General features: G+C 60.6%; 20 protein-coding genes. 19 read left to right on the top strand and 1 reads right to left on the bottom strand.

Annotated elements, in window-relative coordinates; translation table 11 throughout:
* The first annotated feature begins 117 nt into the window (after positions 1-117).
* The 11 genes from AC3WJW_RS25125 to AC3WJW_RS25075 all read left to right on the top strand — a co-directional run bounded on the left by AC3WJW_RS25125 (position 118) and on the right by AC3WJW_RS25075 (position 13,519).
* Positions 118-1,206, top strand: coding sequence for a polyamine ABC transporter substrate-binding protein (locus AC3WJW_RS25125; RefSeq protein ID WP_102700075.1), 1,089 nt, complete (start codon positions 118-120; stop codon positions 1,204-1,206).
* Positions 1,203-2,504, top strand: coding sequence for an NAD(P)/FAD-dependent oxidoreductase (locus AC3WJW_RS25120; protein WP_493727832.1), 1,302 nt, complete (start codon positions 1,203-1,205; stop codon positions 2,502-2,504). The genes AC3WJW_RS25125 and AC3WJW_RS25120 overlap by 4 nt, the downstream gene beginning before the upstream one ends.
* A 243-nt stretch (positions 2,505-2,747) precedes the next feature.
* Complete coding sequence (locus AC3WJW_RS25115) at positions 2,748-3,344, top strand: paraquat-inducible protein A (protein ID WP_493727831.1); 597 nt, start codon at positions 2,748-2,750, stop codon at positions 3,342-3,344.
* Positions 3,341-3,997: a paraquat-inducible protein A gene (locus AC3WJW_RS25110; RefSeq protein ID WP_095967088.1), complete on the top strand. Its 657-nt coding sequence runs from the start codon at positions 3,341-3,343 to the stop codon at positions 3,995-3,997. Before AC3WJW_RS25115 ends, AC3WJW_RS25110 begins: the two co-directional genes overlap by 4 nt.
* Positions 3,978-5,654 (top strand): PqiB family protein, encoded by a 1,677-nt coding sequence (locus tag AC3WJW_RS25105; RefSeq protein WP_493727830.1) that lies wholly within the window; start codon positions 3,978-3,980, stop codon positions 5,652-5,654. Before AC3WJW_RS25110 ends, AC3WJW_RS25105 begins: the two co-directional genes overlap by 20 nt.
* A 17-nt stretch (positions 5,655-5,671) precedes the next feature.
* Positions 5,672-6,229 (top strand): PqiC family protein, encoded by a 558-nt coding sequence (locus AC3WJW_RS25100; RefSeq protein ID WP_493727829.1) that lies wholly within the window; start codon positions 5,672-5,674, stop codon positions 6,227-6,229.
* 630 nt (positions 6,230-6,859) lie between these two features.
* The gene (gene pmrG / locus AC3WJW_RS25095; RefSeq protein WP_493727828.1) at positions 6,860-7,516 is read left to right on the top strand and encodes a lipopolysaccharide core heptose(II)-phosphate phosphatase PmrG; all 657 of its coding nucleotides are present in this window, start codon (positions 6,860-6,862) and stop codon (positions 7,514-7,516) included.
* A 174-nt stretch (positions 7,517-7,690) separates the two neighbouring features.
* Positions 7,691-9,412 carry a lipid IV(A) 4-amino-4-deoxy-L-arabinosyltransferase gene (gene arnT / locus AC3WJW_RS25090; protein WP_493727827.1) on the top strand — a complete coding sequence of 574 codons (1,722 nt, stop codon included), beginning with the start codon at positions 7,691-7,693 and terminating at the stop codon, positions 9,410-9,412.
* Between the two features lie 424 nt (positions 9,413-9,836).
* Positions 9,837-10,850 (top strand): iron ABC transporter substrate-binding protein, encoded by a 1,014-nt coding sequence (locus AC3WJW_RS25085; RefSeq protein ID WP_493727826.1) that lies wholly within the window; start codon positions 9,837-9,839, stop codon positions 10,848-10,850.
* Between the two features lie 3 nt (positions 10,851-10,853).
* Positions 10,854-12,452 (top strand): ABC transporter permease, encoded by a 1,599-nt coding sequence (locus tag AC3WJW_RS25080; protein WP_493727825.1) that lies wholly within the window; start codon positions 10,854-10,856, stop codon positions 12,450-12,452.
* On the top strand, positions 12,449-13,519 hold the full coding sequence (locus AC3WJW_RS25075) for an ABC transporter ATP-binding protein (protein ID WP_493727824.1): 1,071 nt from the start codon (positions 12,449-12,451) through the stop codon (positions 13,517-13,519). Before AC3WJW_RS25080 ends, AC3WJW_RS25075 begins: the two co-directional genes overlap by 4 nt.
* 4 nt (positions 13,520-13,523) lie before the next feature.
* Here the strand turns inward: AC3WJW_RS25075 and AC3WJW_RS25070 are convergent, their stop codons facing one another.
* Positions 13,524-14,462: a site-specific integrase gene (locus AC3WJW_RS25070; protein WP_493727823.1), complete on the bottom strand. Its 939-nt coding sequence runs from the start codon at positions 14,460-14,462 to the stop codon at positions 13,524-13,526.
* Positions 14,463-14,852: 390 nt separating this feature from the next.
* Between AC3WJW_RS25070 and arnB the strand changes: the two genes are divergently transcribed.
* From arnB to AC3WJW_RS25030, 8 genes are read left to right on the top strand one after another with little or no spacing between them, the layout of a single operon-like run.
* Positions 14,853-16,001, top strand: a complete 1,149-nt coding sequence (arnB, locus tag AC3WJW_RS25065) for a UDP-4-amino-4-deoxy-L-arabinose aminotransferase (protein WP_493727822.1) — start codon at positions 14,853-14,855, stop codon at positions 15,999-16,001.
* Positions 15,998-17,017 carry an undecaprenyl-phosphate 4-deoxy-4-formamido-L-arabinose transferase gene (gene arnC / locus AC3WJW_RS25060; RefSeq protein WP_493727821.1) on the top strand — a complete coding sequence of 340 codons (1,020 nt, stop codon included), beginning with the start codon at positions 15,998-16,000 and terminating at the stop codon, positions 17,015-17,017. Before arnB ends, arnC begins: the two co-directional genes overlap by 4 nt.
* Positions 17,014-19,005 carry a bifunctional UDP-4-amino-4-deoxy-L-arabinose formyltransferase/UDP-glucuronic acid oxidase ArnA gene (arnA, locus tag AC3WJW_RS25055; protein WP_493727820.1) on the top strand — a complete coding sequence of 664 codons (1,992 nt, stop codon included), beginning with the start codon at positions 17,014-17,016 and terminating at the stop codon, positions 19,003-19,005. Before arnC ends, arnA begins: the two co-directional genes overlap by 4 nt.
* On the top strand, positions 19,005-19,889 hold the full coding sequence (gene arnD / locus AC3WJW_RS25050; RefSeq protein WP_493727819.1) for a 4-deoxy-4-formamido-L-arabinose-phosphoundecaprenol deformylase: 885 nt from the start codon (positions 19,005-19,007) through the stop codon (positions 19,887-19,889). The genes arnA and arnD overlap by 1 nt, the downstream gene beginning before the upstream one ends.
* A complete protein-coding gene (gene arnT / locus AC3WJW_RS25045; RefSeq protein WP_493727818.1) occupies positions 19,886-21,535 on the top strand; it encodes a lipid IV(A) 4-amino-4-deoxy-L-arabinosyltransferase in 1,650 nt (549 codons plus the stop codon). The genes arnD and arnT (AC3WJW_RS25045) overlap by 4 nt, the downstream gene beginning before the upstream one ends.
* On the top strand, positions 21,532-21,876 hold the full coding sequence (gene arnE / locus AC3WJW_RS25040; protein ID WP_493727817.1) for a 4-amino-4-deoxy-L-arabinose-phosphoundecaprenol flippase subunit ArnE: 345 nt from the start codon (positions 21,532-21,534) through the stop codon (positions 21,874-21,876). Before arnT (AC3WJW_RS25045) ends, arnE begins: the two co-directional genes overlap by 4 nt.
* A complete protein-coding gene (gene arnF, locus AC3WJW_RS25035; RefSeq protein WP_493727816.1) occupies positions 21,873-22,274 on the top strand; it encodes a 4-amino-4-deoxy-L-arabinose-phosphoundecaprenol flippase subunit ArnF in 402 nt (133 codons plus the stop codon). The genes arnE and arnF overlap by 4 nt, the downstream gene beginning before the upstream one ends.
* Positions 22,271-23,650: a UDP-glucose dehydrogenase family protein gene (locus AC3WJW_RS25030; RefSeq protein ID WP_493727815.1), complete on the top strand. Its 1,380-nt coding sequence runs from the start codon at positions 22,271-22,273 to the stop codon at positions 23,648-23,650. The genes arnF and AC3WJW_RS25030 overlap by 4 nt, the downstream gene beginning before the upstream one ends.
* Positions 23,651-23,827 lie beyond the last annotated feature (177 nt).

The following is a 23,827-nucleotide window of genomic DNA, read 5'->3' as shown; positions in this document are numbered from 1 at the left end:
GGCTCGCTCCCACAATTGGAATGCATTCCCCTGTGGGAGCGAGCCTGCTCGCGAAGACGGCCGCTCAAACACCAAAAAATCGCCTGAAGAATCCAATAATTCCAAGAAGGTATCGATATGCGTCTATTGAAATCCGTGGTCCCGGCCGCACTGGCGGTTCTGTTCAGCGCCATTGCCCAGGCTCAACCCCAGGTCAGTGTCTACAACTGGACCGACTACATCGGCGAAACCACCCTCGCCGACTTCCAGGCCAAGACCGGGATCAAGGTGATCTACGACGTTTTCGATTCCAACGAAACCCTGGAAGGCAAACTGCTCGCCGGTCGCACCGGGTATGACGTGGTCGTGCCGTCGAACCACTTCCTCGCCCGCCAGGTAAAGGCCGGCGCGTTCCTCAAACTGGATCGCGAGCAGTTGCCGAACTTCAAGAACCTTGACCCGAAACTGCTGGCGCTGCTGGAGAAAAACGATCCCGGCAATGCCCACTCGGTGCCCTACCTGTGGGGCACCAACGGCATCGGCTACAACGTCGACAAGGTCAAGGCTGTGCTGGGCATCGACAAGATCGACTCCTGGGCCGTGCTGTTCGAACCGGAAAACATCAAGAAGCTCAGTGCCTGCGGCGTGTCGATGATGGACTCCGCGGACGAAGTGTTCCCGGCGGTCCTCAACTACATGGGCATGGACCCGCGCAGCGAAAACCCTGAGGACTTCAAGAAGGCCGAAGCCAAGCTGCTGCAAATCCGTCCCTACATCACCTACTTCCACTCCTCCAAGTATGTGTCGGACCTGGCCAACGGCGACATCTGCGTGGCGTTCGGTTACTCGGGCGACGTGTTCCAGGCCGCCAACCGCGCCAAGGAAGCCAACAACGGCGTGAACATCGCCTACGCCATTCCCAAGGAAGGCGCCAACCTGTGGTTCGACCTGCTGGCCATCCCCGCCGACGCCAGCAATCCGAAAGAAGCCCACGCCTTCATCAACTACCTGCTGGACCCGCAAGTGATTGCCAAGGTCAGCGCGTCGGTCGGCTACGCCAACCCGAACCCGGCCGCCAAGCAGTACATGGACCCTGAACTGGTCAGCAACCCCGAGGTGTATCCGCCCCAGGAGGTCCTCGACAAACTCTACATCTCCACCACGCCGCCACAGTCGATCATGCGCCTGATGACCCGTTCGTGGAGCAAAGTGAAGTCCAACAAATGAATCAGTACACCCAGGAACATACCCACTCCTATTACGCGGCGTCCGCCAGGGGCATGAGGCAGCGTCCCGCGCTGACCTCGGACCTGGTGGCCGATGTCTGTGTGGTCGGCGCGGGTTTCACCGGCATCAACACCGCCATCGAGCTGGCCCAGCGTGGACTCTCGGTGGTTTTGCTGGAGGCCCGGCGGATTGGCTGGGGCGCCAGCGGGCGCAACGGCGGCCAGTTGATACGCGGCATCGGCCATGACGTCAGCGGCTTTGCCAGACATGTGGGCGCCGAAGGCGTGCAGTACCTGGAACAGGCCGGGGTCGAATCGGTGCAAGTCGTGGCCCAACGTATCCGCGAACACGGCATTGATTGCGACCTGCGCTGGGGCTTCTGTGAACTGGCCAACACCCCGGCGCATTTTGCCGGGCTGAAGGCCGAACACGCCGAATTGCTCGAGTCCGGTTACGCCCATGAAACGCGCCTCATCGAACCTGGCCAGATCCGCGAGCACGTGGTGGACTCCGGCGTTTACGCCGGCGGCCTGGTCGACATGGGCTCGGGCCACCTGCATCCGCTGAACCTGGCACTGGGCGAAGCGCAAGTCGCCGAGTCCCGTGGCGTGCAGATCTTCGAGCAAAGCCCGGTGCTGGAGTTGATCCACGGCAGCACCGTGCAGGTGCGCTGTGCCGGTGGCACCGTGCGTGCGGCCACGCTGGTGCTGGCTTGCAATGCCCACCTGGAAGAGCTGGAACCGAAGCTCAGCGGCAAGGTGCTCCCGGCGGGCAGCTACATCATCGCCACCGAACCCTTGTCGGAAGACGCCGCCAGGCAACTGATCCCGCACAATGTCGCGCTGTGCGACCAAAAAGTCGGACTGGATTACTACCGGCTCTCGGCTGACCGGCGTCTGTTGTTCGGCGGTGCCTGTCATTACTCCGGGCGCGACCCGGCGGACATCGCGGCCTACATGCGCCCGCAGATGCTCAAGGTGTTCCCGCAACTGGCCAAAACGCGCATTGACTATCAGTGGGGCGGCATGATCGGCATCTCGGCCAACCGCTTCCCGCAGGTCGGACGCCTGAGCCAGCACCCGAACGTGTTCTACGCCCAGGGCTACTCCGGCCATGGCCTGAACGTGACCCACTGGTGCGCGAAGTTGTTGGGCGAAGCGATCCATGCCGGGCACAGCAAAGGCTTCGACGTGTTCAGCGCGGTGCCGCACATGACCTTCCCCGGCGGACGCGCCCTGCGCTCGCCACTGCTGGCTCTGGGCATGTTCTGGTATCGGATGCGGGAAATGCTGGGCTGAAACAATTCTCCTGAAAGGCAGATTCACCCTGTGGGAGCGAGCCTGCTCGCGAAGACTGTTTGGCATCCAGAGAATGGGCTACCTGACACACCGCTTTCGCGAGCAGGCTCGCTCCCACAATGCTTTGGGCAACATCCGGTACGCCCTCCATCCCCTTGTTTCGACTTTCGATTTGCTCAATCGCGAGGCACTTCTATATTGAGGGGGTGCTCTGAATTTCCTGCCTCTTGTTGAGCTTGACCCATGGCAACTACCGATCAGCTGATCATCTGCGAGCACTGCGACAGCGTTTACCAGAAAGTCACGCTCGCCAAACATCAGAAAACCCTGTGTACGCGCTGCGGCGGCGTGCTGCAGCGCTATAACGGCCTGACAGTGGAACAGCGTCTGGCATTGACCTTCACCGCGTTGATGCTGTGGATTTTCGCCAATTTCTATCCCGTGATGAGCATCAGCCTCAAAGGCTCGAAGCACAGCGCCACCCTCTGGGACTCGGTGCTGGCCCTGAGCCTGGGGCCTATCACCTTCATCGCCATGGTGGCGGCGATCGCCATGATCGTCGCGCCGATCTTCCAGTTGTTGCTGCTGATCTGGGTGTTGGGCTTCGCACTTTCCGGACAACGTTCACCCGGCTTCAAATTCTGCATGCGCTGGCTGGAAACCCTGAGGCCCTGGAGCATGCTCGAAGTCTGCCTGCTGGGGGCCATGGTCGCCGTGATCAAACTCGCCGGACTGCTTGATGTGCTGCCCGGTATCGGGTTGTTTGCCCTGGCCGTGTTGAGCCTGATGATGATCCGCATCGCCGGGCGCGACATCCGCGAACTATGGGACATTGTATGAGCACGCCTCCGTACGCCGACGAGCTCAACCTGTGCCTGTGTCACACCTGCGGCCTGGCTTGCGACATGACTGACGAACCTCACGAATGCGAGCGTTGCGGGGCACCGCTGCACCGGCGCAAAACCAATTCGCTGACCCGCACCTGGGCCTACATGATCGCGGCCCTGGTGTTTTACATCCCGGCCAACCTGTTGCCGGTGATGAACACCGAAATGGTCGGCCATGGTGCCGACAGCACGATCATGAGCGGCGTGCTGGAGTTCTGGGAGGCCGGGGCCTGGGATATCGCCCTGATCATTTTCATTGCCAGTATCGCGGTGCCGGGCATCAAGTTCGTCGCCATCACCTTGCTGCTGATCACCGTGCAACGCGACAGCGAGTGGGCACGCAAAGAGCGTTCGACGCTGTACCGCTTCGTCGAGGTCATCGGCTACTGGTCGATGCTCGATGTGATAGTCGTGGCCCTGGTGGCCTCGCTGGTGAAATTCCAGGCCCTGGCCGACATCGAGCCGCGCCCGGGCATTCTGTTTTTCGGTCTGGTTGTGGTGTTCACCATGCTTTCGGCAATGAGTTTCGATCCACGCATGATCTGGGATAAAGAGCGGGAAAACCCACACAATGAGGAGGTCACGGATGAAGTCGCAAGCCACTGACGGGCCGCAAGCCCCTGGGCAGGCACCGATCAAGACCCGCCGTTTCAGCGTTTCGCTGGTCTGGATCGTACCGATCGTCGCGGTGCTGGTGGGTATTTCGCTGGTGGTTCACAGCATTCTGCAGCAAGGCCCGACCATCGTTGTCACCTTCAAGACAGGGAGCGGCCTGACGGCGAATAAAACCGAGGTCAAGTACCGTAATGTGGTGATTGGCCAAGTCTCGGATGTGGAACTGAGCGATGACCAGAAGAGTGTCAACGCCACCATCAAGCTGGCCAAGCAGGCCGAAAGCTTTACCCGCGAGGATTCGCAGTTCTGGGTCGTGCGTCCGCGCATTGGCGCGGGTGGCGTGTCCGGTATCGATACGCTGTTGTCGGGCGATTACATCGGTGCCGATATCGGCCAGGCCAACGGCCGGGCAAAACGCTTCACGGGGCTGGAAAACCCGCCGCCCATCACCTACGGCGAGCCGGGCAAGCGTTTCACCCTGTTCACCCAGGACCTGGGGTCACTGGATATCGGCTCCCCGGTCTACTACCGCAAGATCCCGGTGGGTCAGGTGGTGGCCTACGCGCTGGACCCGGATGGCAAAGGCGTGAACATTGAGCTGTTCATCCACGCCCCCAACGACAAGTACGTTACCGAAAACACGCGTTTCTGGAATGCCAGTGGCATTGACGTGAACGTCGGCGCCAACGGCTTTGCGGTCAAGACCGAATCGTTGTCCTCCCTGCTGGTGGGCGGCATTGCCTTCCGCGCTCCCGACTACAGCCCAGGCGATAAACCGGCCGCTGCGGAGTACGCCTACGAACTGTTTGACGACCAGCAAACCGCCCTCGCCCCGCCAAACGGCAAGCCGCAGTACCTGGCCATGCGCTTCGACCAGGCAATGCGCGGGCTCAAGGTCGATGCGCCGGTGGAGTTCCTCGGTGTGGAAATCGGCAAGGTGGTGTCGGTCAATCTGGATTACGACGAGAAGCTTCGTTCCTTTCCGGTCAACGTCGGCATCGTGATTTACCCGCAACGCCTGGGCAGGGCGCACGACAAGATGCTCAAGGCGCTCAATCATGACCCCAATGACGAAGCGGGTGGCGTACGTCTGATCGGCACCTTTATCGACAACGGCCTGCGTGCCCAGGCGCGCACGGGCAACTTCCTGACCGGCCAGTTGTACATCGCCCTGGACTTCTACCCCAAGGCAGAAAAAGTCGCTTTCGATGCAACGGCGCGCCCGGTCATGATTCCAACCATTGCTGGCAGCCTCGAGCAATTGCAGGAAAAACTCGAAGCCATGGTCGACAAGATCAACAAACTGCCGATCGAGCGAATCGCCGGCAATCTCGATGGCAATCTCGTCGAGCTGCGCAAGGGCATGATGCAATTCAACGGCAAGATCCTGCCTGGCGTGCAAACCACTCTGTCGGACTTCAGCAAGACGATGGAAACCGCCAATACGACCTTGCAATCCGCCGGTTCGACCTTGGCCGCCGACTCGCCGCAACGGGAAAAACTGGATCAGACCCTGGATGAACTGGGACGCACGTCGAGATCCTTGCGTGATCTGTCGGATTACCTGGGACGGCATCCGGAATCGCTGCTTCGCGGCCGCCCGAACAATGCCCCGCCCATGGATCTGCAAGGGCCACCGCGCAATTGAGCACAGGAGCAACACCCATGGCTTTTCCGCTGAAGTTCACAGTGTTCACCGCGTTGTTGCTGCTCGCCGCTTGCCGCAGTGACCCGATTCAGTTCCACACCCTGACCCCGCCCCAGGTGGGCGATCATTCCAGGACCACCGTCGGGGTGATTCAGATCGAGACGCTAAGCTTGCCGCCCCAGGTCGATCGTGCGCAGATCGTCATTCGCGAGGGCAACAGTGGCCTGGCGATCCTCGAAACCCATTGGTGGGGCGCAACCCTCGTGGACGAATTGAGCAGTGCGCTGGCCGATCAACTGGGCAACAGTCCCGTACAGGGCAGGTATTCGGTGCGGGTCGATGTGCAGCGTTTTGATTCTGTTCCCGGTCAATACGCGCTGATGGACGTGATATGGCGTCTGCGCAGTGCCGAGCCAGGCGACAAGACACAGGTGATTTGCCGCAGCACCTTGCAAACGCCGTCAGGCACAAGTGTCGATGAACTGGTACTTGCCCACCAAAACAACATCAAACGCCTGGCCGCGCTGATCAGCCAGGCGGCTACCCGACACCAGGCGAGTTGCCCTTCGTCCTGAAGGCCATCCATCGCCAGCAAGCGGGCTCCTACAGTTCAGCGTGGGCATGGCCCCTTGGAGCTGGCGCAGCCTGCGATCTTTTGGCGGTTTCGGAATCGCTTGAGATCAAAGGATCGCAGCCTGCGGCATCTCCTACAAACACACCCGATACCCTGTAGGAGCTGGCGCAGCCTGCGATCTTTTGGCGGTTTCGGAATGGCTTGAGATCAAAAGATCGCAGCCTGCGGCATCTCCTACAAACACACCCGATACCTTGAGCTGGCTTGCCAGCGATGGTCGTTAACGATTACGCGTGTTAACTGGATAAACGCGGCGCACTGGAGTCCATCGCCAGCAAGCTGGCTCCTACAGGTGTTGCGTTATTGGTGTTTCCCGGGGTTGCGTGAAGAACCTCATTTGAGCGCTGCCATCCGACGCAAGAGCAAAAGATAATAATTCCCAGTAGTTGAGTAATTACCCGCCACAACCACCTCTGCAATTCTTTCACATTCCGTTCACCGTTCCGACACCTGCGCACCTTTAACTTGGCATGCAACTAATTCACCGAACCAGACTTCGGCGAATTTTCATTGTGCCGTTTCAAGTTTTGTTTAACCGCATATTCCCTGGCGCACCAACGGGTGGAAAAACTTGTTCAACTCTGTCATGCGTAAACGGTTTTCGCGCCTGTCCAAATCACTCGTCGCCCTGGGTGCTCTGACTATCATCGCGCTGGTCACCGGCTTTGTCCTGTGGCCGAAATCCCCGACCAATCTGGCCGAGGAAGGTGCGCCAGCCCGGGCCCAACTGCTGCAACAATGGAATGCCGGCGAGATCGCGGTGCTGGTTCGCCATACCGAGCGGTGCGACCGTTCCAGCAATCCTTGCCTGGGCCCGGCTGACGGCATTACCCGTGTCGGCAGTGAAGCGGCCGCCGTTGTCGGGCAAGGGCTGGCACACCTGGGCCTGTCGCAGACCGACATCCTGACCAGCCCCGTTACACGCACCGTGCAGACCGCGCATTACATGTTCAACAGCGACCCTCGGACCCAGGAATGGCTGGCCACCTGCGGCACGACCCTGCGTAACGATGTCGTGGCGCACAAGGTGGCCCATCGCAACCTGGTGCTGGTGACCCACAGCGGTTGCATCGCGGACTTTGAACAGCAGACCGGCCTCAAGCATGCGGCGAAGGACGCCGAGTACGGCAGCTCGTTGTTTGTCCACATCGATGGTAATGGGCAACTGCAAGTGCTCGGTATTGTGAATACCGAAGACTGGAATACTCTGCGCCAAGAAAAAGACTGAGTCATCACTCAGCGAAAACTTTGGCAACAAGTTACTTCAAAGTTGACTGAATATCAGCTGAACAAACGGCGAGAAACATGAATGAACTTCTCGCCGTTCAATATCATCCCGTTTATCTCTCTTGCAACTTGCATATCTTTGTTCAATCAGCCCTTTCTGCGCCAAGGTCGAGACATGACGTCAAATCAGCCACTGCCGGATTTTATCGGCCATCCTTCCCGCCTGCTCGCACCAACGACACCTGCCAATGAGCGCTGGATGCTGTTCGCGTTGTTCCTGGCGTTCATAACGTTCTACTTGCTGCCGCTGATGAGCCACGGCCTGTGGATTCCCGACGAAACCCGTTATGCGCAGATCAGTCAGGAAATGCTGCAGAGCGGGAACTGGATCTCGCCACACTTCATGGGCCTTCGTTATTTCGAAAAACCAATCGCCGGATACTGGATGATTGCCATCGGTCAGGCGGTGTTTGGCGACAACTTGTTCGGGGTGCGCATCGCGTCGGCGCTGAGCACCGGGCTGAGCGTGTGGCTGACCTGGCTGATTGCCCGCCGGTTCTGGGACGATCCGCGTAAAAGCTTTGCCTGCGCACTGTTTTACATGAGCTTCGGGCTGATTGCCGGTCAGGCCGGGTACGCCAACCTCGACCCGCAATTCACCCTGTGGGTCAACCTGAGCCTGGTCTCCCTGTGGTTTGCCATCGACAGCCGCACCACGCGTGCCCGGATGGGTGCCTGGGCGGTCCTGGGCATCGCCTGCGGCATGGGCTTCATGACCAAGGGCTTCCTTGCCTGGCTGCTGCCGGCGGTGATCGCCCTGCCCTACATGCTCTGGCAGCGTCGTATTGGCGAGCTGTTACGTTACGGGCCACTGGCTGTCGTGGTCGCCGCGGCTGTCTGCCTGCCCTGGGCATTGGCCATCCACCATCAAGAACCGGACTTCTGGAATTTCTTTTTCTGGAACGAACACGTACGCCGCTTCGCCGCCGACAACGCGCAACACGCCCGTCCGTTGTGGTTCTACCTGCCGATGCTGGTTGTTTCCGCCCTGCCCTGGGCTGTGTTGTTGCCGACAACATTCATCCAGGCCTGGAACAACAAACGCCAGCCTGTCGGTGGTTTTCTCCTGCTCTGGTTGTTGTTGCCATTGGCGATTTTCAGCATGAGCAGCGGCAAGTTGCCAACCTACATCATGCCGTGCCTGTTGCCGCTGGCACTGCTGATGGGCCATGCACTGACCAGCCTGTTGGAACAATCCAAACCGCGGGCCATTGTTTTCAACGGATCGCTCAACGTCATCATTGCCACCGCGGCCCTGATCGCCTTGCTGTACCTGCAACTGAGCAAAGAAATATTCGAAAACACCGAGATGTTCAGTCTATCCCTGGCGTTCATCGTGCTGCTGGGCTGGATCATCGCCAATGCCCTGCAAATCCTGCGGCCATTGACGTTATGGGCGATGCCGGCCCTCGGCATCTGGCTGCTGGTGGCACTGCTACCCGCCGCCATGCCGGGCCAGATCGTCGACAGCAAGATGCCCGACCAGTTTATCTCCGAACACCTGGACAGCCTGAACCAGACCACCACGCTGCTGAGCAACGACCTGGGGGCAGCCTCGGCCCTGTCGTGGCTGACCGGCCGACCGGAGATTGCGCTCTACAACGTCGTCGGTGAAATGAAATACGGCCTGCAGGATCCCGCTGTCGCCGAACGCAAGGTGACCCTGCAAGATGTCGGGCGATGGATGACCGAGGCGCGCAAGAGAGGCTCGGTCGGGGTGGTGATGCGGGTCAACAGCGTCGATGAGGTCCAGGAGGTCGAGGCGCTACCTGCCGACGGCACGCGTTATCAGCGTGGCAACCTGCAGGTCCTGATCTTCCCGCCAATCCAGCCCTGACAGGCAGGCCAGAAAAAGCACCACAAGGCCTGCGCCCTACGCCCCCCCGGTTGGGCCGTTGACGAAGAGTTGAAGCGGGTGGCCCCGTTCCCCGGCACACCGGCAATCACCGAGCTATCCTTTCGCAACCCCGATGAACGCCACGCGGAGCCAGCAGCAACTGGCTTCAGGGGAGTGAAAAAAGGCCGTCGGGGCAGCGTCACATTCTCATCGACGATATCGTTTGATCGACGAGTCGAGCCACAGTGGGCACACTGCTGCTAATCTGAATGAAAATTACATGTATTAACGGTTTTTTTGACGTTATTTTCTCATTTGGATCTCTACATTCCCTGCAATTCCAGATATGCAAATGATTCGCATTGGTTAACTGGCGTTTCAATGCACATGACTTTCAAAAAATGCACCAGGAGCAGCCCGCAGAATGATTCCCAAAATCCCTTCGTTCTTGAAAAAAGCCCTGCTGGCCACCGCTTTGCTGAGCGCTGGCCAGGCCTATGCCGCTGACTCCGTCGGCCTTGTGGTGTACAACGCGCAACACGAAGGCCTGACCAAGGCCTGGGTCGAGGGCTTTACCCAGGAAACCGGTATCCCGGTCACCTTGCGCAATGGCGATGACACCGAAATGGGCAATCAGATCGTGCAGGAAGGCGCGGCCTCTCCGGCCGATGTATTCCTGACCGAAAACTCCCCGGCCATGGTGCTGGTCGACAACGCCGGGCTGTTCGCGCCTGTCGATAAAGCCACGCTGGAGCAGGTTGACCCGGCCTACCGTCCGGCCCACGGCAAATGGGTCGGGATCGCCGCACGCTCCACGGTGTTTGTGTACAACCCGAGCAAACTCTCGGAAACCAACCTGCCGAAATCGATCATGGACCTGGCCGACCCAAGCTGGAAAGGCCGCTGGGCCGCGTCGCCAGGCGGTGCTGACTTCCAGGCCATCGTCGCGGCCATCCTGCAACAAAAGGGCGAAGCCGCCACGCTGGACTGGCTCAAGGCGATGAAAACCAACTACACCAGCTACCGTGGCAACAGCGCGGTACTCAAGGCGGTGAATGCCGGGCAGATCGAAAGCGGTGTGATCTACCACTATTACAGCCTGGTGGATCAGTCCAAGACCGGGGAAAACAGCAAGAACACCGCCCTGCACTATTTCAAGCACAAGGATCCGGGCGCTTTTGTCAGCATCTCCGGCGGCGGTGTCCTCGCTTCCAGCCAACACAAGGAACAAGCCCAGGCGTTCCTCAAGTACATTACCGGCAAGGACGGCCAGGCTGTGCTGAAGAACGGCAAGTCGTTTGAGTACGCCGTGGGTAAAGGCGCTGAATCCAACCCTAAACTGGTGCCTCTGAATCAGCTCGATGCGCCGACTGTCGATGCGTCAAAACTCGACAGCAAAAAAGCCGTGGAGCTGATGACACAGGCCGGACTGCTCTAATTGATGCCTGAAACCCTGCCTGCGGGAGTCGCCGAGGCGACTCCCGCACAATTGCGTCGACGATCCCGCGGAATATTCGCCGGGCGTGGCGGTGTATGGGTGATCGGTTTGTCGGTGCTGGTTTCATTACTGGCACTGCTGCCGATCGCTTACGTTATTGGCGTGTCCCTGCAGACAGGCTGGTCAACCGTCGTGACCCTGGTGTTCCGCCCTCGGGTCGGTGAACTGCTGGTCAACACCGTGTTGCTGGTGCTGCTGACGATTCCCTTGTGCGTGGCACTGGGGGTGACACTGGCATGGCTGACCGAACGCACGAATCTGCCGGGGCGGCGCTGGTGGTCGTTGCTGGCCACTGCACCGCTGGCGGTGCCTGCGTTCGTTCACAGCTACGCCTGGGTCAGCCTGGTGCCACCGATTCACGGCTTGTTTGCCGGTGTCCTGGTCTCGGTCATCGCCTACTTCCCGTTCCTGTATTTGCCGGTGGCGGCCACGTTGCGCCGGCTCGACCCGGCCATCGAAGACGTCGCCGAGTCCATGGGGCTCAAACCCTGGAAAGTGTTTTTCCGCGTGGTGTTGCCGCAATTGCGCCTGGCGATCTGCGGCGGCGCGTTGTTGGTCGGCCTGCACCTGCTGGCCGAATATGGCCTGTACGCCATGATCCGTTTCGACACCTTTACCACCGCGATCTTCGATCAGTTCAAATCGACCTTCAACGGCGCAGCGGCGCACATGCTGGCCAGTGTGCTGGCACTGTGTTGCCTGGCCATGTTGACGGCCGAGTCCGCCGCTAGGGGTTCGGCACGCTACGCTCGCGTCGGTTCGGGGAGCGCCCGGGAGCAACGGATCGTGTGCCTGAAACCGGCATCCACCCTCTTTTCGTTGACGCTGCAAATCGTGACCTGTGCCCTGGCCCTGGGCGTGCCCTTGATCACCTTGGGCAAATGGCTGATCGCCGGCGGCGTGGAAGTCTGGGACATGGCCGAGTTGTTGCCTGCCCTGGAGCAAACCCTGTTGCTCGGCGTCGCCGGTGCGGCGCTGACAACGTTAGCGGCGATCCCGATTGCCTGGCTGTCGATCCGATACCCCGGCCGAATGCAACGCGTGCTGGAAAGCTGCAACTACATCACCAGTTCCTTGCCCGGAATTATCGTGGCGTTGGCCCTGGTCACCGTCACGATCCATTTTGCCCGGCCGATTTACCAGACCACCTTCACCGTGTTGCTGGCGTACCTGCTGATGTTCCTGCCCCGCGCGCTGGTCAGCCTGCGCGCCGGCATCGCCCAGGCGCCGGTGGAACTGGAGAACATCGCCCGCAGCCTTGGTCGTTCGCCGGCCCGGGCACTGTGGCTGATCACCTTGCGCCTGGCCGCCCCCGGAGCCGCCGCCGGCGCGGCGCTGGTGTTCCTGGCGATCACCAACGAATTGACCGCCACCCTGCTGCTGGCCCCGAACGGCACGCGCACCCTGGCCACCGGATTCTGGGCCATGACCAGCGAAATCGATTACGCCGCCGCGGCGCCCTACGCCTTATTGATGGTTGTGCTGTCGCTGCCGCTGACCGGACTTCTTTATCACCAATCGAAAAAAACGGCTGGCCGATGAACACTCTTGAACTGAATGCCCTCTACAAGTCCTATGGCGCCCATTGCGCGCTGGACAACGTCAGCCTGTCGGTGCCAAGCGGCAGTCGCACGGTCATCGTCGGCCCGTCCGGCTCCGGCAAAACCACCTTGCTGCGAATGATTGCCGGCTTCGAATTCCCCGATTCCGGACGTCTTTCGCTCAATGGCCAGACCCTGGTCGACGGCACCCACGAAGTGCCGGCCCATCAACGCCTGATCGGCTACGTGCCGCAGGACGGCGCGCTGTTTCCGCACATGACCGTGGCGGCGAACATCGGCTTCGGCTTGTCGACCAAGGGCGCTGAAAAACAACAGCGCGTCGCCGAACTGATGGACAGCGTGGCGCTGGACGCGAAGATGGCCGAGCGCTGGCCTCACGAATTGTCCGGCGGCCAGCAACAGCGCGTGGCCCTGGCCCGGGCATTGGCGCAACAGCCACGGCTGATGCTGCTGGACGAGCCGTTCTCGGCGCTCGATACCGGATTGCGCGCCGCGATGCGCAAGATGGTCGCGCGGCTGCTGGAAGACGCGGGCGTCACCACCATTCTGGTCACCCATGACCAGAGTGAAGCGCTGTCGTTCGCCGACCAGTTGGCGGTGATGCGCCATGGCCGACTGGTGCAGTCAGGGCATCCGCTGGACCTTTACCGCTATCCCGAAGACGAACAGACCGCCCTGTTCCTGGGGGATGCGGTGGTGATGCCGGCACGTATCGAGGCCGGTTGGGCCCATTGCGACCTGGGGCGGATCCCGGTCAACAACCACCGCAACAACAATTCGGCGCAGATCATGCTGCGCCCCGAACAGCTGCAATTGGCCAGTGTCCACCCCAGCGACCCGGAAGCCGGTGGTTGCCGGGCCGTGGTCACCGATCGGGATTTCAGCGGCAACACTTGCACGCTGACAGTCGAACTCCAGTCATCGACCAGCCACGAGCAACCGGGCCGATCACTGCTGGTGCGCAGTTCCGGCATGTACGCACCACCCGCCGGCAGCGCGGTTCAGGTCTCGACCATTGGCCACGCCCACGTCTTGAGCGAGCTGTAATCGTTCACAGGTCGAAACGATCCACTGCCCGACGCCGCTCGTTGTCGTCGCGCACATCGTAGTTGGCCGTGGTCTGGATGTTGCTGTGGTGTGCCAGTTTCTGCGCAATCGACAAGTCATGCTCCTCGATCACCCGGGTAATGAATGAACGCCGGAAGTCGTGGGGCATGATTTTCACCCCGACCTGCGCGCCCCGCTGCCGGGCGATGTAGTAGATCGCATGTTTGGTGATGCGCTCACGGGTGATGTGGCTGCCACGGCGGATGCGGTTGAAAAGGAACGGATCGTCCGGTTCGCCTTCCTTGAGCAAGGAACGGCGCAGTTCAAGCCAGGCTTGCAGTTTGGCGAAGGCCCAGGCCGGCGCGTACTTGATCAACTGTTTGTTGCCCTTGGCGGTCACCTGCAGGCTGCGCTGGGTGAAGTCGACCTGGTTAAGCTCCAGGTTCACCGATTCGGACTTGCGCATTCCCGAGCCGTACAAAATCCCGATGATCGCCGCATCCCGCAAGCCTTGTGGCCGTGGATCGGCGGCGCAGACCGCCATCAGTTCCTGGATCAGCGTACGCCTGAGGTTGCGTCCCTGGGACAGCCGTGTACCGGCGATGCCCTTCACCGAGCGCATCTTCAACAGGTGCTCCTGCGAGATCAGGCTCATGCGCCACGCTTCGTTCATCACCCCGCGCACCGCGTTGACATACAGTGAAGAGGTGTTCGGCGCATAGCCGTCTGAACGCAATGCGGCCACCAGTGCGATTACGTCTTCAGGCTGCAGGTTGTGCCAGGGTATCTCCTCGATATCGCAGTCTTCGAAGCCCAGGCGGTCGGCGGCGTCCTGCAGCACATAGCGCATGGTCAGCTGGCTGGAGGGTGCCAGTCGCGCCAGATACAGGGTCAGCGGATTGGTCAGGGGCATGCGAGCATCAGTTACAGGTAAGTCAATCAAACGAAACGGCCTTGAATGTAAACAGTTCAATGAAGCAACTAAGAAGTGAAATAACGATCATATAAAAGACATTAGCCCTGTAGGACTTTTCCTAAAAACGCCATAAACGCGGGAAGTCTGAACAGCAGCTTAATAGCCTTCAGATAAAACGATTCCCCAACCGTTTTTTCATGTTCCTTTCACAAAATCGGGCATAACCTTCTATAAAGTCGGCGCAACCCGAATGGACGTCCAACCTGCCGCCCATGGCGGAAAAAGTCAACCGATGCAGTTTTTTACCGCCGACCGGTAACTATTTGATTTGATGCAGGTTCTGATTTAGCGTCTAAGCTGATTTCTGGATCCCTTTAGCCTCAAAGGCTATTTACGTTGACAGCCCCTGAGGTGCCCATGAGTCAGGCGTTTCTCCCTTTCTCCCGTCCCGGTATCGGTGACGAAGAAATCGCCGCCGTCGAGCAAGTATTGCGTTCCGGGTGGATCACTACCGGGCCGAAGAACCAGGCACTGGAAGAACACTTTGCCAACTACGTCGGTTGCCGACATGCCGTCGCACTTTCCTCGGCCACCGGCGGCATGCATATCACCCTGCTGGCATTGGGCATCGGTCCCGGCGATGAAGTGATAACGCCGTCGCAGACCTGGGTTTCCACCGCCAACATGATCACCCTGCTGGGTGCCACGCCCGTGTTCGTCGACGTTGACCGCAACACGTTGATGACCGATGTGAGCACAATCGAAGCTGCGATCACGCCGCGCACCAAAGCCATCATCCCGGTGCATTACGCCGGGGCGGCTTTCGATCTCGATCCGCTTTACACCCTCGCCGACAAACATGGCATTGCCGTGGTCGAAGACGCCGCCCACGCCGCGGGCACGCGCTACAAAGGTCGTCACGTCGGCGCCAAAGGCACGGCGATCTTCTCGTTCCACGCGATCAAGAACATGACCTGCGCCGAAGGTGCAATGTTCGTCAGCGACGATGAGGCACTGGCCTCGCGGGTACGCATGCTCAAGTTTCACGGGCTGGGGGTCGATGCCTACGACCGTATGACCCACGGTCGCAAGCCACAGGCGCAAGTGGTCGAACCCGGTTTCAAGTACAATCTGGCCGATATCAACGCGGCCATCGCCCTGGTGCAACTGGAACGCCTGGACGAGATCAACGTCAAACGAACTCAACTGGCCCAGACCTACTTGCAGCGTCTGGAAGGTTTGCCGGTGCAACCGTTGGCCATCCCCGCTTATTCGCAGCAACACGCCTGGCATCTGTTCATCCTGCGTATCGATGCCGAGCAGTGTGGGCTGGATCGCGAAGCGTTCATGAAAACCCTGCAGGAGCAGAATATCGGCACCGGCATTCACTTCATTGCCACGCACCTGCACACCTACTACCGCCAGCGTTACCCCAACCTGTACCTGCCCAACACCGAATGGAATTCGGCACGGCTGTGTTCGATACCGTTATTCCCCGACATGACCACCGATGATGTCGAGCGCGTCGTCGGTGCCATTGAAAACTGCATGGATAGAAGCCTTTGAGACCTTACCCAATCAACTTCGTGTCGATCGTCATTCCGGTCTACAACGAACAGGAAAGCCTGCCTGAATTACTCCGGCGTACCGAAGCGGCTTGCCAGCAGTTGCACCATGCCTACGAAATCGTGCTGGTCGACGACGGCAGCCGCGATGACTCCGCACAGATTCTGGAGGACGCCGCGTCCCGTGAAGGCAGCCCGGTGGTGGCCGTCATCCTCAACCGCAATTACGGCCAGCATGCGGCGATCATGGCCGGTTTCGAACAATGCAAGGGCGATGTCGTCATCACCCTCGATGCCGACCTGCAAAACCCGCCCGAAGAAATCCCGCGGCTGATCGAACAGGCCGAGCTGGGTTATGACGTGGTCGCAACCGTGCGCAACAACCGCCAGGACTCGGCCTTGCGCCGCTGGCCATCGAAGCTGATCAACCTCGCCGTGCAACGCTCCACCGGCGTGGCCATGAGCGACTACGGCTGCATGCTGCGCGCCTACCGACGCACCATCGTCGACGCCATGCTCGCCTGCCGTGAACGCAGCACCTTCATTCCGATCCTGGCCAACAGTTTTGCCCGCCACACCACGGAAATCCTCGTGACCCACGCCGAGCGTGAACACGGCGACTCCAAGTACAGCCCGATGCGCCTGATCAACCTGATGTTCGACCTGGTCACCTGCATGACCACCACGCCTCTGCGACTGCTGAGCATCGTCGGTGTCGGCATGGCGGCCCTTGGCATGCTGTTCGCCATCGCCTTGATCATGCTGCGCCTGGTGTTCGGGGCCGGTTGGGCCGGTGGCGGCACCTTCGTCCTGTTCGCCGTGCTGTTCGTCTTCACCGGTGGGCAATTCATCGGCATGGGCCTGTTGGGTGAATACCTGGGCCGCATGTACAGCGACGTGCGTGCACGTCCGCGCTTTTTCGTCGAGAAGGTTCTGCGTAGCCAGCCCGCCTCCCCCGCTTCCGTTGTCACCGTCGACGGCCTTACTTCCACGTCTTCTGATCAGGTTCCTTCATGAGTGCAAAAGCTGTTGTCTTCGCCTATCACGATATTGGCTGTGCCGGCATCGAATCCCTGCTCTCCTGCGGTTTCGAGATCGCTGCGGTGTTCACCCACGCCGACGATCCGAAGGAGAACGCCTTCTACGGCTCCGTCGCGCAGCTGTGCGCTCGCCACGGCATTGCCGTGCATGCACCGGAGGACGCCAACCATCCGTTGTGGATCGAACGTATCGCCAAGCTCGATCCCGACTACATTTTCTCGTTCTACTACCGCAACCTGCTGAGCGAGCCGCTGCTGGCCACCGCGCGCAAAGGCGCGTTCAATCTGCACGGTTCGCTGCTGCCGCGCTACCGTGGTCGCGCACCGGCCAACTGGGTGCTGGTCAACGGCGAAACGGAAACCGGCGTGACCCTGCACCGCATGGTCAAGCGTGCCGATGCCGGCGCTATCGTTGCCCAGCAGAAAGTCGCGATCGAGCGCAGTGACACCGCGCTGAGCCTGCACGGCAAACTGCGCACGGCGGCCGCTGATCTGCTGCGCGATACCTTGCCGGCCCTGCTGCAAGGCAAAACCAGCGAAACACCCCAGGACGAATCCAAGGCCACGGTGTTTGGCCGTCGCACGCCGGCTGACGGCAAACTGGTCTGGGCCAAGCCGGCCGAAGAACTGTTCAACCTGGTTCGCGCCGTGACCCAGCCGTACCCGGGCGCCTTCTGCGCGGTGGGCGAGCACAAGCTGATTGTCTGGAGCGCCGAAGTCGCCAAGGGCAACGAAGGCCAGGCGCCGGGCCGCGTGATCAGCGTCGATCCGCTGCGCATCGCCTGCGGTGAAGACTCGCTGATCATCAACGCCGGCCAGCGCAACGACAACGGCCTGTACCTGAGCGGCCCGCAACTGGCCAACGAACTGGGCCTGGTGGACGGTTCCGTGCTGCGCGGTGCCGAATCCGGTCGTGCCCCGCGTCGCACCCGCGTGCTGATCCTCGGCGTCAACGGCTTCATCGGCAACCACTTGTCCGAGCGCCTGCTGCGTGACGACCGCTACGAAGTCTACGGTCTGGATATCGGTTCGGACGCCATCGAGCGCCTGCGCAGCCACCCGTACTTCCACTTCGTCGAAGGCGATATCAGCATCCACTCCGAGTGGATCGAATACCACATCAAGAAGTGCGACGTGGTGCTGCCGCTGGTGGCCATCGCCACGCCAATCGAATACACCCGCAACCCGCTGCGCGTATTCGAACTGGACTTCGAAGAGAACCTGAAACTGGTTCGCTACTGCGTCAAGTACAACAAACGCGTGATCTTCCCGTCGACGTCGGAAGTCTATGGCATGTGCCAGGACAACAACTTCGACGAAGACAACTCCAACCTGGTGGTCGGTCCGATCAACAAGCAGCGCTGGATCTACTCGGTCTCCAAGCAACTGCTGGACCGGGTGATCTGGGCCTACGGCCAGAAAGGCCTGAACTTCACCCTGTTCCGTCCGTTCAACTGGATGGGGCCGCGCCTCGACCGTCTGGATTCGGCCCGTATCGGCAGCTCCCGGGCGATTACCCAGTTGATCCTGAACCTGGTGGAAGGTACGCCGATTCGCCTGTTCGACGGTGGCGAGCAAAAACGCTGCTTCACCGACATCGCCGACGGCGTTGAAGCCCTGGCACGAATCATCGACAACGACAACGACGTCTGCAACGGCCAGATCATCAACATCGGCAACCCGGAAAACGAGGCCAGCATCCGTCAGTTGGGCGAAGAGCTGCTGCGCCAGTTCGAGGCTCACCCGTTGCGTCACAACTTCCCTCCGTTCGCCGGTTTCCGCGATATCGAGAGCAAGGCGTTCTACGGCAGCGGGTACCAGGACGTGTCCCATCGCAAGCCGAGCATCGCCAACGCCAAGCGCCTGCTGGACTGGACGCCGACCGTCGAGATGAGCGAAACCATCGGCAACACCCTGGATTTCTTCCTGCGTGAAGCCATGCTCGAAATCGCGGACAAGCACTGATGCAGGCAGGACTGCGGATCGATGTCGACACCTATCGAGGCACCCGTGAAGGGGTGCCCAGGTTGCTGGAAATCCTTGACGAAGCACAGATCAAGGCGACGTTCTTCTTCAGTGTCGGGCCGGACAACATGGGGCGCCACTTGTGGCGCCTCATCCGTCCACAGTTTCTCTGGAAAATGCTCCGTTCCAATGCAGCCGGCCTGTATGGCTGGGACATTCTGCTGGCCGGCACCGCATGGCCTGGAAAACCGATCGGCCGCGACCTGGGGCACTTGATGCGTCAGGCCCGGGATGCGGGGCATGAAGTCGGCCTGCACGCCTGGGACCACCATGGCTGGCAAGCCAATGCCGGGCGTTGGAGTGACGCACGACTGGTCGAGCAGATACGCCGTGGCGTGGACACCCTCAGCGACATTCTCGGGGAAAAGATCACCTGCTCGGCGTCCGCCGGCTGGCGTGCCGACGAGCGTGTGATCGAGGCCAAGCAAGGGTTCGGCTTTCGCTACAACAGCGATTGCCGTGGCCAGAGCCTGTTCCAGCCTCGATTGGCCAATGGTTGCCTGGGCGCACCACAAATTCCGGTGGACCTGCCGACCTTCGACGAAGTGGTCGGCCCCAGCGTCGCCGCCAAGGACTTCAACAGGTTCATCCTGGACCGGTTCACTCCGGAAACACTCAACGTCTACACGATCCATGCCGAGGTAGAAGGGATTCTGATGGCCAACGATTTCCGTCAACTGCTGAGTGATGCGCGTCAGCGGGACATCTGTTTTCAACCCTTGGGCGACTTGTTGCCCGAAACCCCTGACAGTCTGCCGATCGGCCGTGTGGTACGCGGTGCACTCGAAGGTCGCGAAGGCTGGCTGGGAGTGCAAGGCGCATGAGTAAACGCTGGGCTTTGCCGATATTGCTGGCCATGATGGCGCTGGCGTACCTGCTGCCACTGGGTAGTCATGGCTTGTGGATTCCCGACGAAAGCCGCTACGCCCAGATCAGCCAGGGCATGCTCCTGAGCGGCAACTGGGTATCGCCGCATTTCATGGACGTACGCTATTTCGAAAAACCGGCGGCCGGCTACTGGATGATTGCCATCGGGCAGGCGCTGTTCGGCCAGAACCTTTTCGGGGTGCGCTTCGCCTCGGCCCTTAGCACCGGTTTGAGCGTGCTGCTGTGCTACCTGATCGCCCGCCGCCTGTGGAACGAACCGCGCAAGAGTTTTGCCTGCGCCTTGCTCTACATGAGCTTTACGGTCATCGCCGGGCAGGCCGGGTACGCCAACCTCGATCCGCAATTCACCTTCTGGGTCAACCTCAGCCTGGTCGCCTTGTGGTTTGCGCTGGACAGCGTCAGTCGCCGTCAACGGCTGGTAGCGTGGGCGGTGCTGGGTCTGGCCTGTGGCATGGGCTTCCTGACCAAGGGCTTCCTGGCCTGGTTGCTGCCCGTGTTGGTCGCCCTGCCCTGGGTGATCTGGCAAAAGCGCTGGCGTGAATTACTGGTCTACGGCCCGGTGGCGGTCGTGGTCGCCATCGCCGTCAGCCTGCCGTGGGCACTCGCCGTGCACGCCCAGGAGCCCGACTACTGGCGGTTCTTCTTCTGGCACGAACACATCCGCCGTTTTGCCGGGGACGACGCCCAGCATAACGCGCCCTGGTGGTATTACCTGCCGTTGCTGGTGGCTTTCAGCATGCCGTGGGTCGCCTTGCTGCCGCCCGCACTCAAGCAAGCCTGGCAGACCCGACGCCAGTCCGGTATCGGGTTCCTGCTGCTGTGGCTATGGATGCCGTTGGTCTTCTTCAGCCTGAGCAAAGGCAAACTGCCGGCCTACATCCTGCCGTGCCTGTTACCCCTGGCCTTGTTGCTCGGCCATGCGCTGGCTGACCGGTTGAAGCTCGAACAAGGCCGCGTGCTTGGCATCAATGGCCTGCTGAACCTGGTGGTGGGCGTGGTCACCCTGCTGGCCCTGGTTTACGTGCAACTGAAAAAACCGATCTACGATCATGAGCTGCACAACCTGGTGTTGGTGTTCATCGGCTTGATCGGCTGGATCATGGCCAATCTGCTGCAAGCTTTCCGCCCATTACAGTGCTGGGCCGCCCCGGCCTTTGGCAGCCTGCTGTTCGCCGGTCTGATGCCTGCCGGCCTGCCCAATTCCGTAGTCGCCAACAAAACGCCCGACCAGTTCATCCTCGATCACGCCCAGGAACTCGGCCAGAGCGCCAGGTTGCTGAGCAACGACCTGGGCGCCGCTTCGGCGCTGTCCTGGCGGATGAAACGGCCGCACGTGGCTTTTTTCAACACGATAGGCGAATTGAAATATGGCCTTGCCTATCCTGATTCGCTTGAGCAGCGTGTCAACCCGGACCAGGTGCAGCAGTGGATGCACGATGCCCGCCAGCAAGGCTCGGTCGGTGTGGTCATGCGGGTCAAGGGTGAGGAAGAGCTGCGTGAACTCGAACAGCTGCCCAAAGAGGGCAAGCGCTATGAACAAGGCAACCTGGTGATTTTGATTATCCCTCAGGCGGCACCATGAGCCTGCTATTGCTGCTGATCGCCTGCCTGCTGACCTGCCTGGGCCAGGTCGCCCAGAAGTATGCGGTGGAAAGCTGGCGCGGCAAACCTTCCGGGTGGATGGACAAACTGCGCTCGCCCTGGCTTTGGCTGGCTCTGGCTGCGTTGGGCCTGGGCCTGCTGGTATGGCTGCTGGTGCTGCAACGCCTGGAAGTCGGGATTGCCTATCCGATGCTGAGCCTGAACTTCGTGCTGATCACCCTTGTTGCGCGTTTCGTGTTCCACGAAACCATCGACCGCCGCCACTGGGTCGGTGTGGCATTGGTGATCGGTGGCGTGGCTCTGTTGGGGCAACACGCATGAACTGCAGGCGCGGTATCACTTTCGCACTGGGCAGTGTGTTGCTGGTCAGTGCCGCCCAATTGGGCATGCGCTGGAGCATGAGCCACCTGCCAGCGCCAGAACAGTGGCTCGGCGCGCACATCGACCTGACTGCCGTTGCCGTGGTGCTCGTGGCCATCCTCGCCTACGCCTTGTCGATGCTCTGCTGGCTCGCCGCCCTGCGGGACCTGCCCCTGGGTCGTGCCTACTCGTTGCTGAGCATCAGCTACGCGCTGGTGTACCTGCTGGCCGCCAGCCTGCCGCTGTTCAGCGAAGCGCTCAGCCTTACAAAAAGCCTTGGCGTGGCATTGGTCATCCTCGGCGTCATCACCATCAATTCCCGACCTGCTCGTGCGCCCGAACAAAGGAGTGCCCCATGAAAATCAGTGTGTTTGGTAGCGGTTATGTTGGCCTGGTGCAGGCCGCGGTACTGGCGGAAGTCGGCCACGACGTGATCTGCATGGACGTTGACGAAAAAAAAGTCGAACTGCTCCAACAGGGCCACGTGAGCATTTTCGAACCCGGCCTGGCCAGCCTGGTGCGCGAAGGCCTCGACGCCAAGCGGTTGCAGTTCACCTGCGACGAAAAATTTGCCGTCCAGCACGGCCAGGTCCTGTTCATCGCAGTCGGTACTCCCTCCCGGGACGACGGCTCGGCGGACTTGCGCTACGTGATGTCGGTGGGCGAAGCCGTGGCGCGTCATCGCGAGCAACCGGCGATCCTGGTGGAGAAATCCACCGTCCCGGTCGGCACCGGCGACGCCTTGCGTGCACACATCGACAAATGCCTGCTCAGTGTCGGACGGGTATTGCAGTTCGATATCGTCTCCAACCCGGAGTTCTTGAAAGAAGGTTCGGCCGTGGCCGACTGCCGGCGCCCGGACCGTATCGTCATCGGCTGTGAACGCGATGAGGTGCGTGACGTAATGCGTGACCTGTACTCACCCTTCAACCGCAACCACGAACGCATCATGTTCATGGACCTGCGTAGCGCCGAACTGACCAAATACGCCGCCAACTGCATGCTGGCGACCAAGATCAGCTTCATCAACCAGATCGCCGAACTGGCCGAACACCTGGGTGCCGATATCGAATCGGTACGCCTGGGCATTGGCGCCGACTCGCGCATTGGCTACCACTTCATCTATCCCGGTTGCGGCTACGGTGGCTCGTGCTTCCCCAAGGACATGCGCGCCCTGATCCACAGCGCCGAAGAGGCCCATTGCTCGAGTGACCTGCTGCAAGCGGTGGAAGCCATCAACGAGCGGCAAAAGCACAAGCTGTTCGAGCGCATCAACGCGTTCTACAAGGGCGACTTGCGTGGCAAGACCTTTGCCGTCTGGGGCCTGGCCTTCAAACCCAATACCGACGACATGCGCGATGCACCGAGCCGGGTGTTGCTCGAATCGTTGTGGGCCGCCGGGGCGAATGTCCGCGCGTTCGATCCGGAAGCCATGCAGGAAACCCAGAAGCTGTATCCGGATGAATCGAAACTGATGCTCATGGGGACGCCCGAGTCGGTCTTGTCCGGCGCCGATGCATTGATCATCTGCACCGAATGGCAACAGTTCAAGGCACCGGACTTCGAGTTTATCCGCCAACGCCTCAACGCACCGGTGATCTTCGACGGCCGCAACCTGTACGACGCGGACCGACTGGCACGCATCGGATTTACCTACTTCCCGATCGGTCGGGGTGAGTCGCACAAGTTGCCGATGCCTTACCAGCAATGGCTGGCCGAATCAGTGGTCGCTTAAACCTCATGTTCCCGGCTGTTTGACTTCCGATTGCTGGCATCGGCGCTGCCGGTGCCTGGCGCCGTTGCGTTGTCAGGCTCACGGGAAGCCGGGCCGGCCTTGCGCTTGCTGCAATACTGCGTAGCGGGCGGTTCGACGGGAATGACCGGGTGTTGCTGCACCGCCAGTAAATCCCGT

The sequence above is a fragment of the Pseudomonas sp. GW821-FHT07G06 genome, from assembly GCF_058986625.1.
Note: the sequence above shows the minus strand (reverse complement) of the source record. Positions and strands in the feature narration are given on the sequence as shown.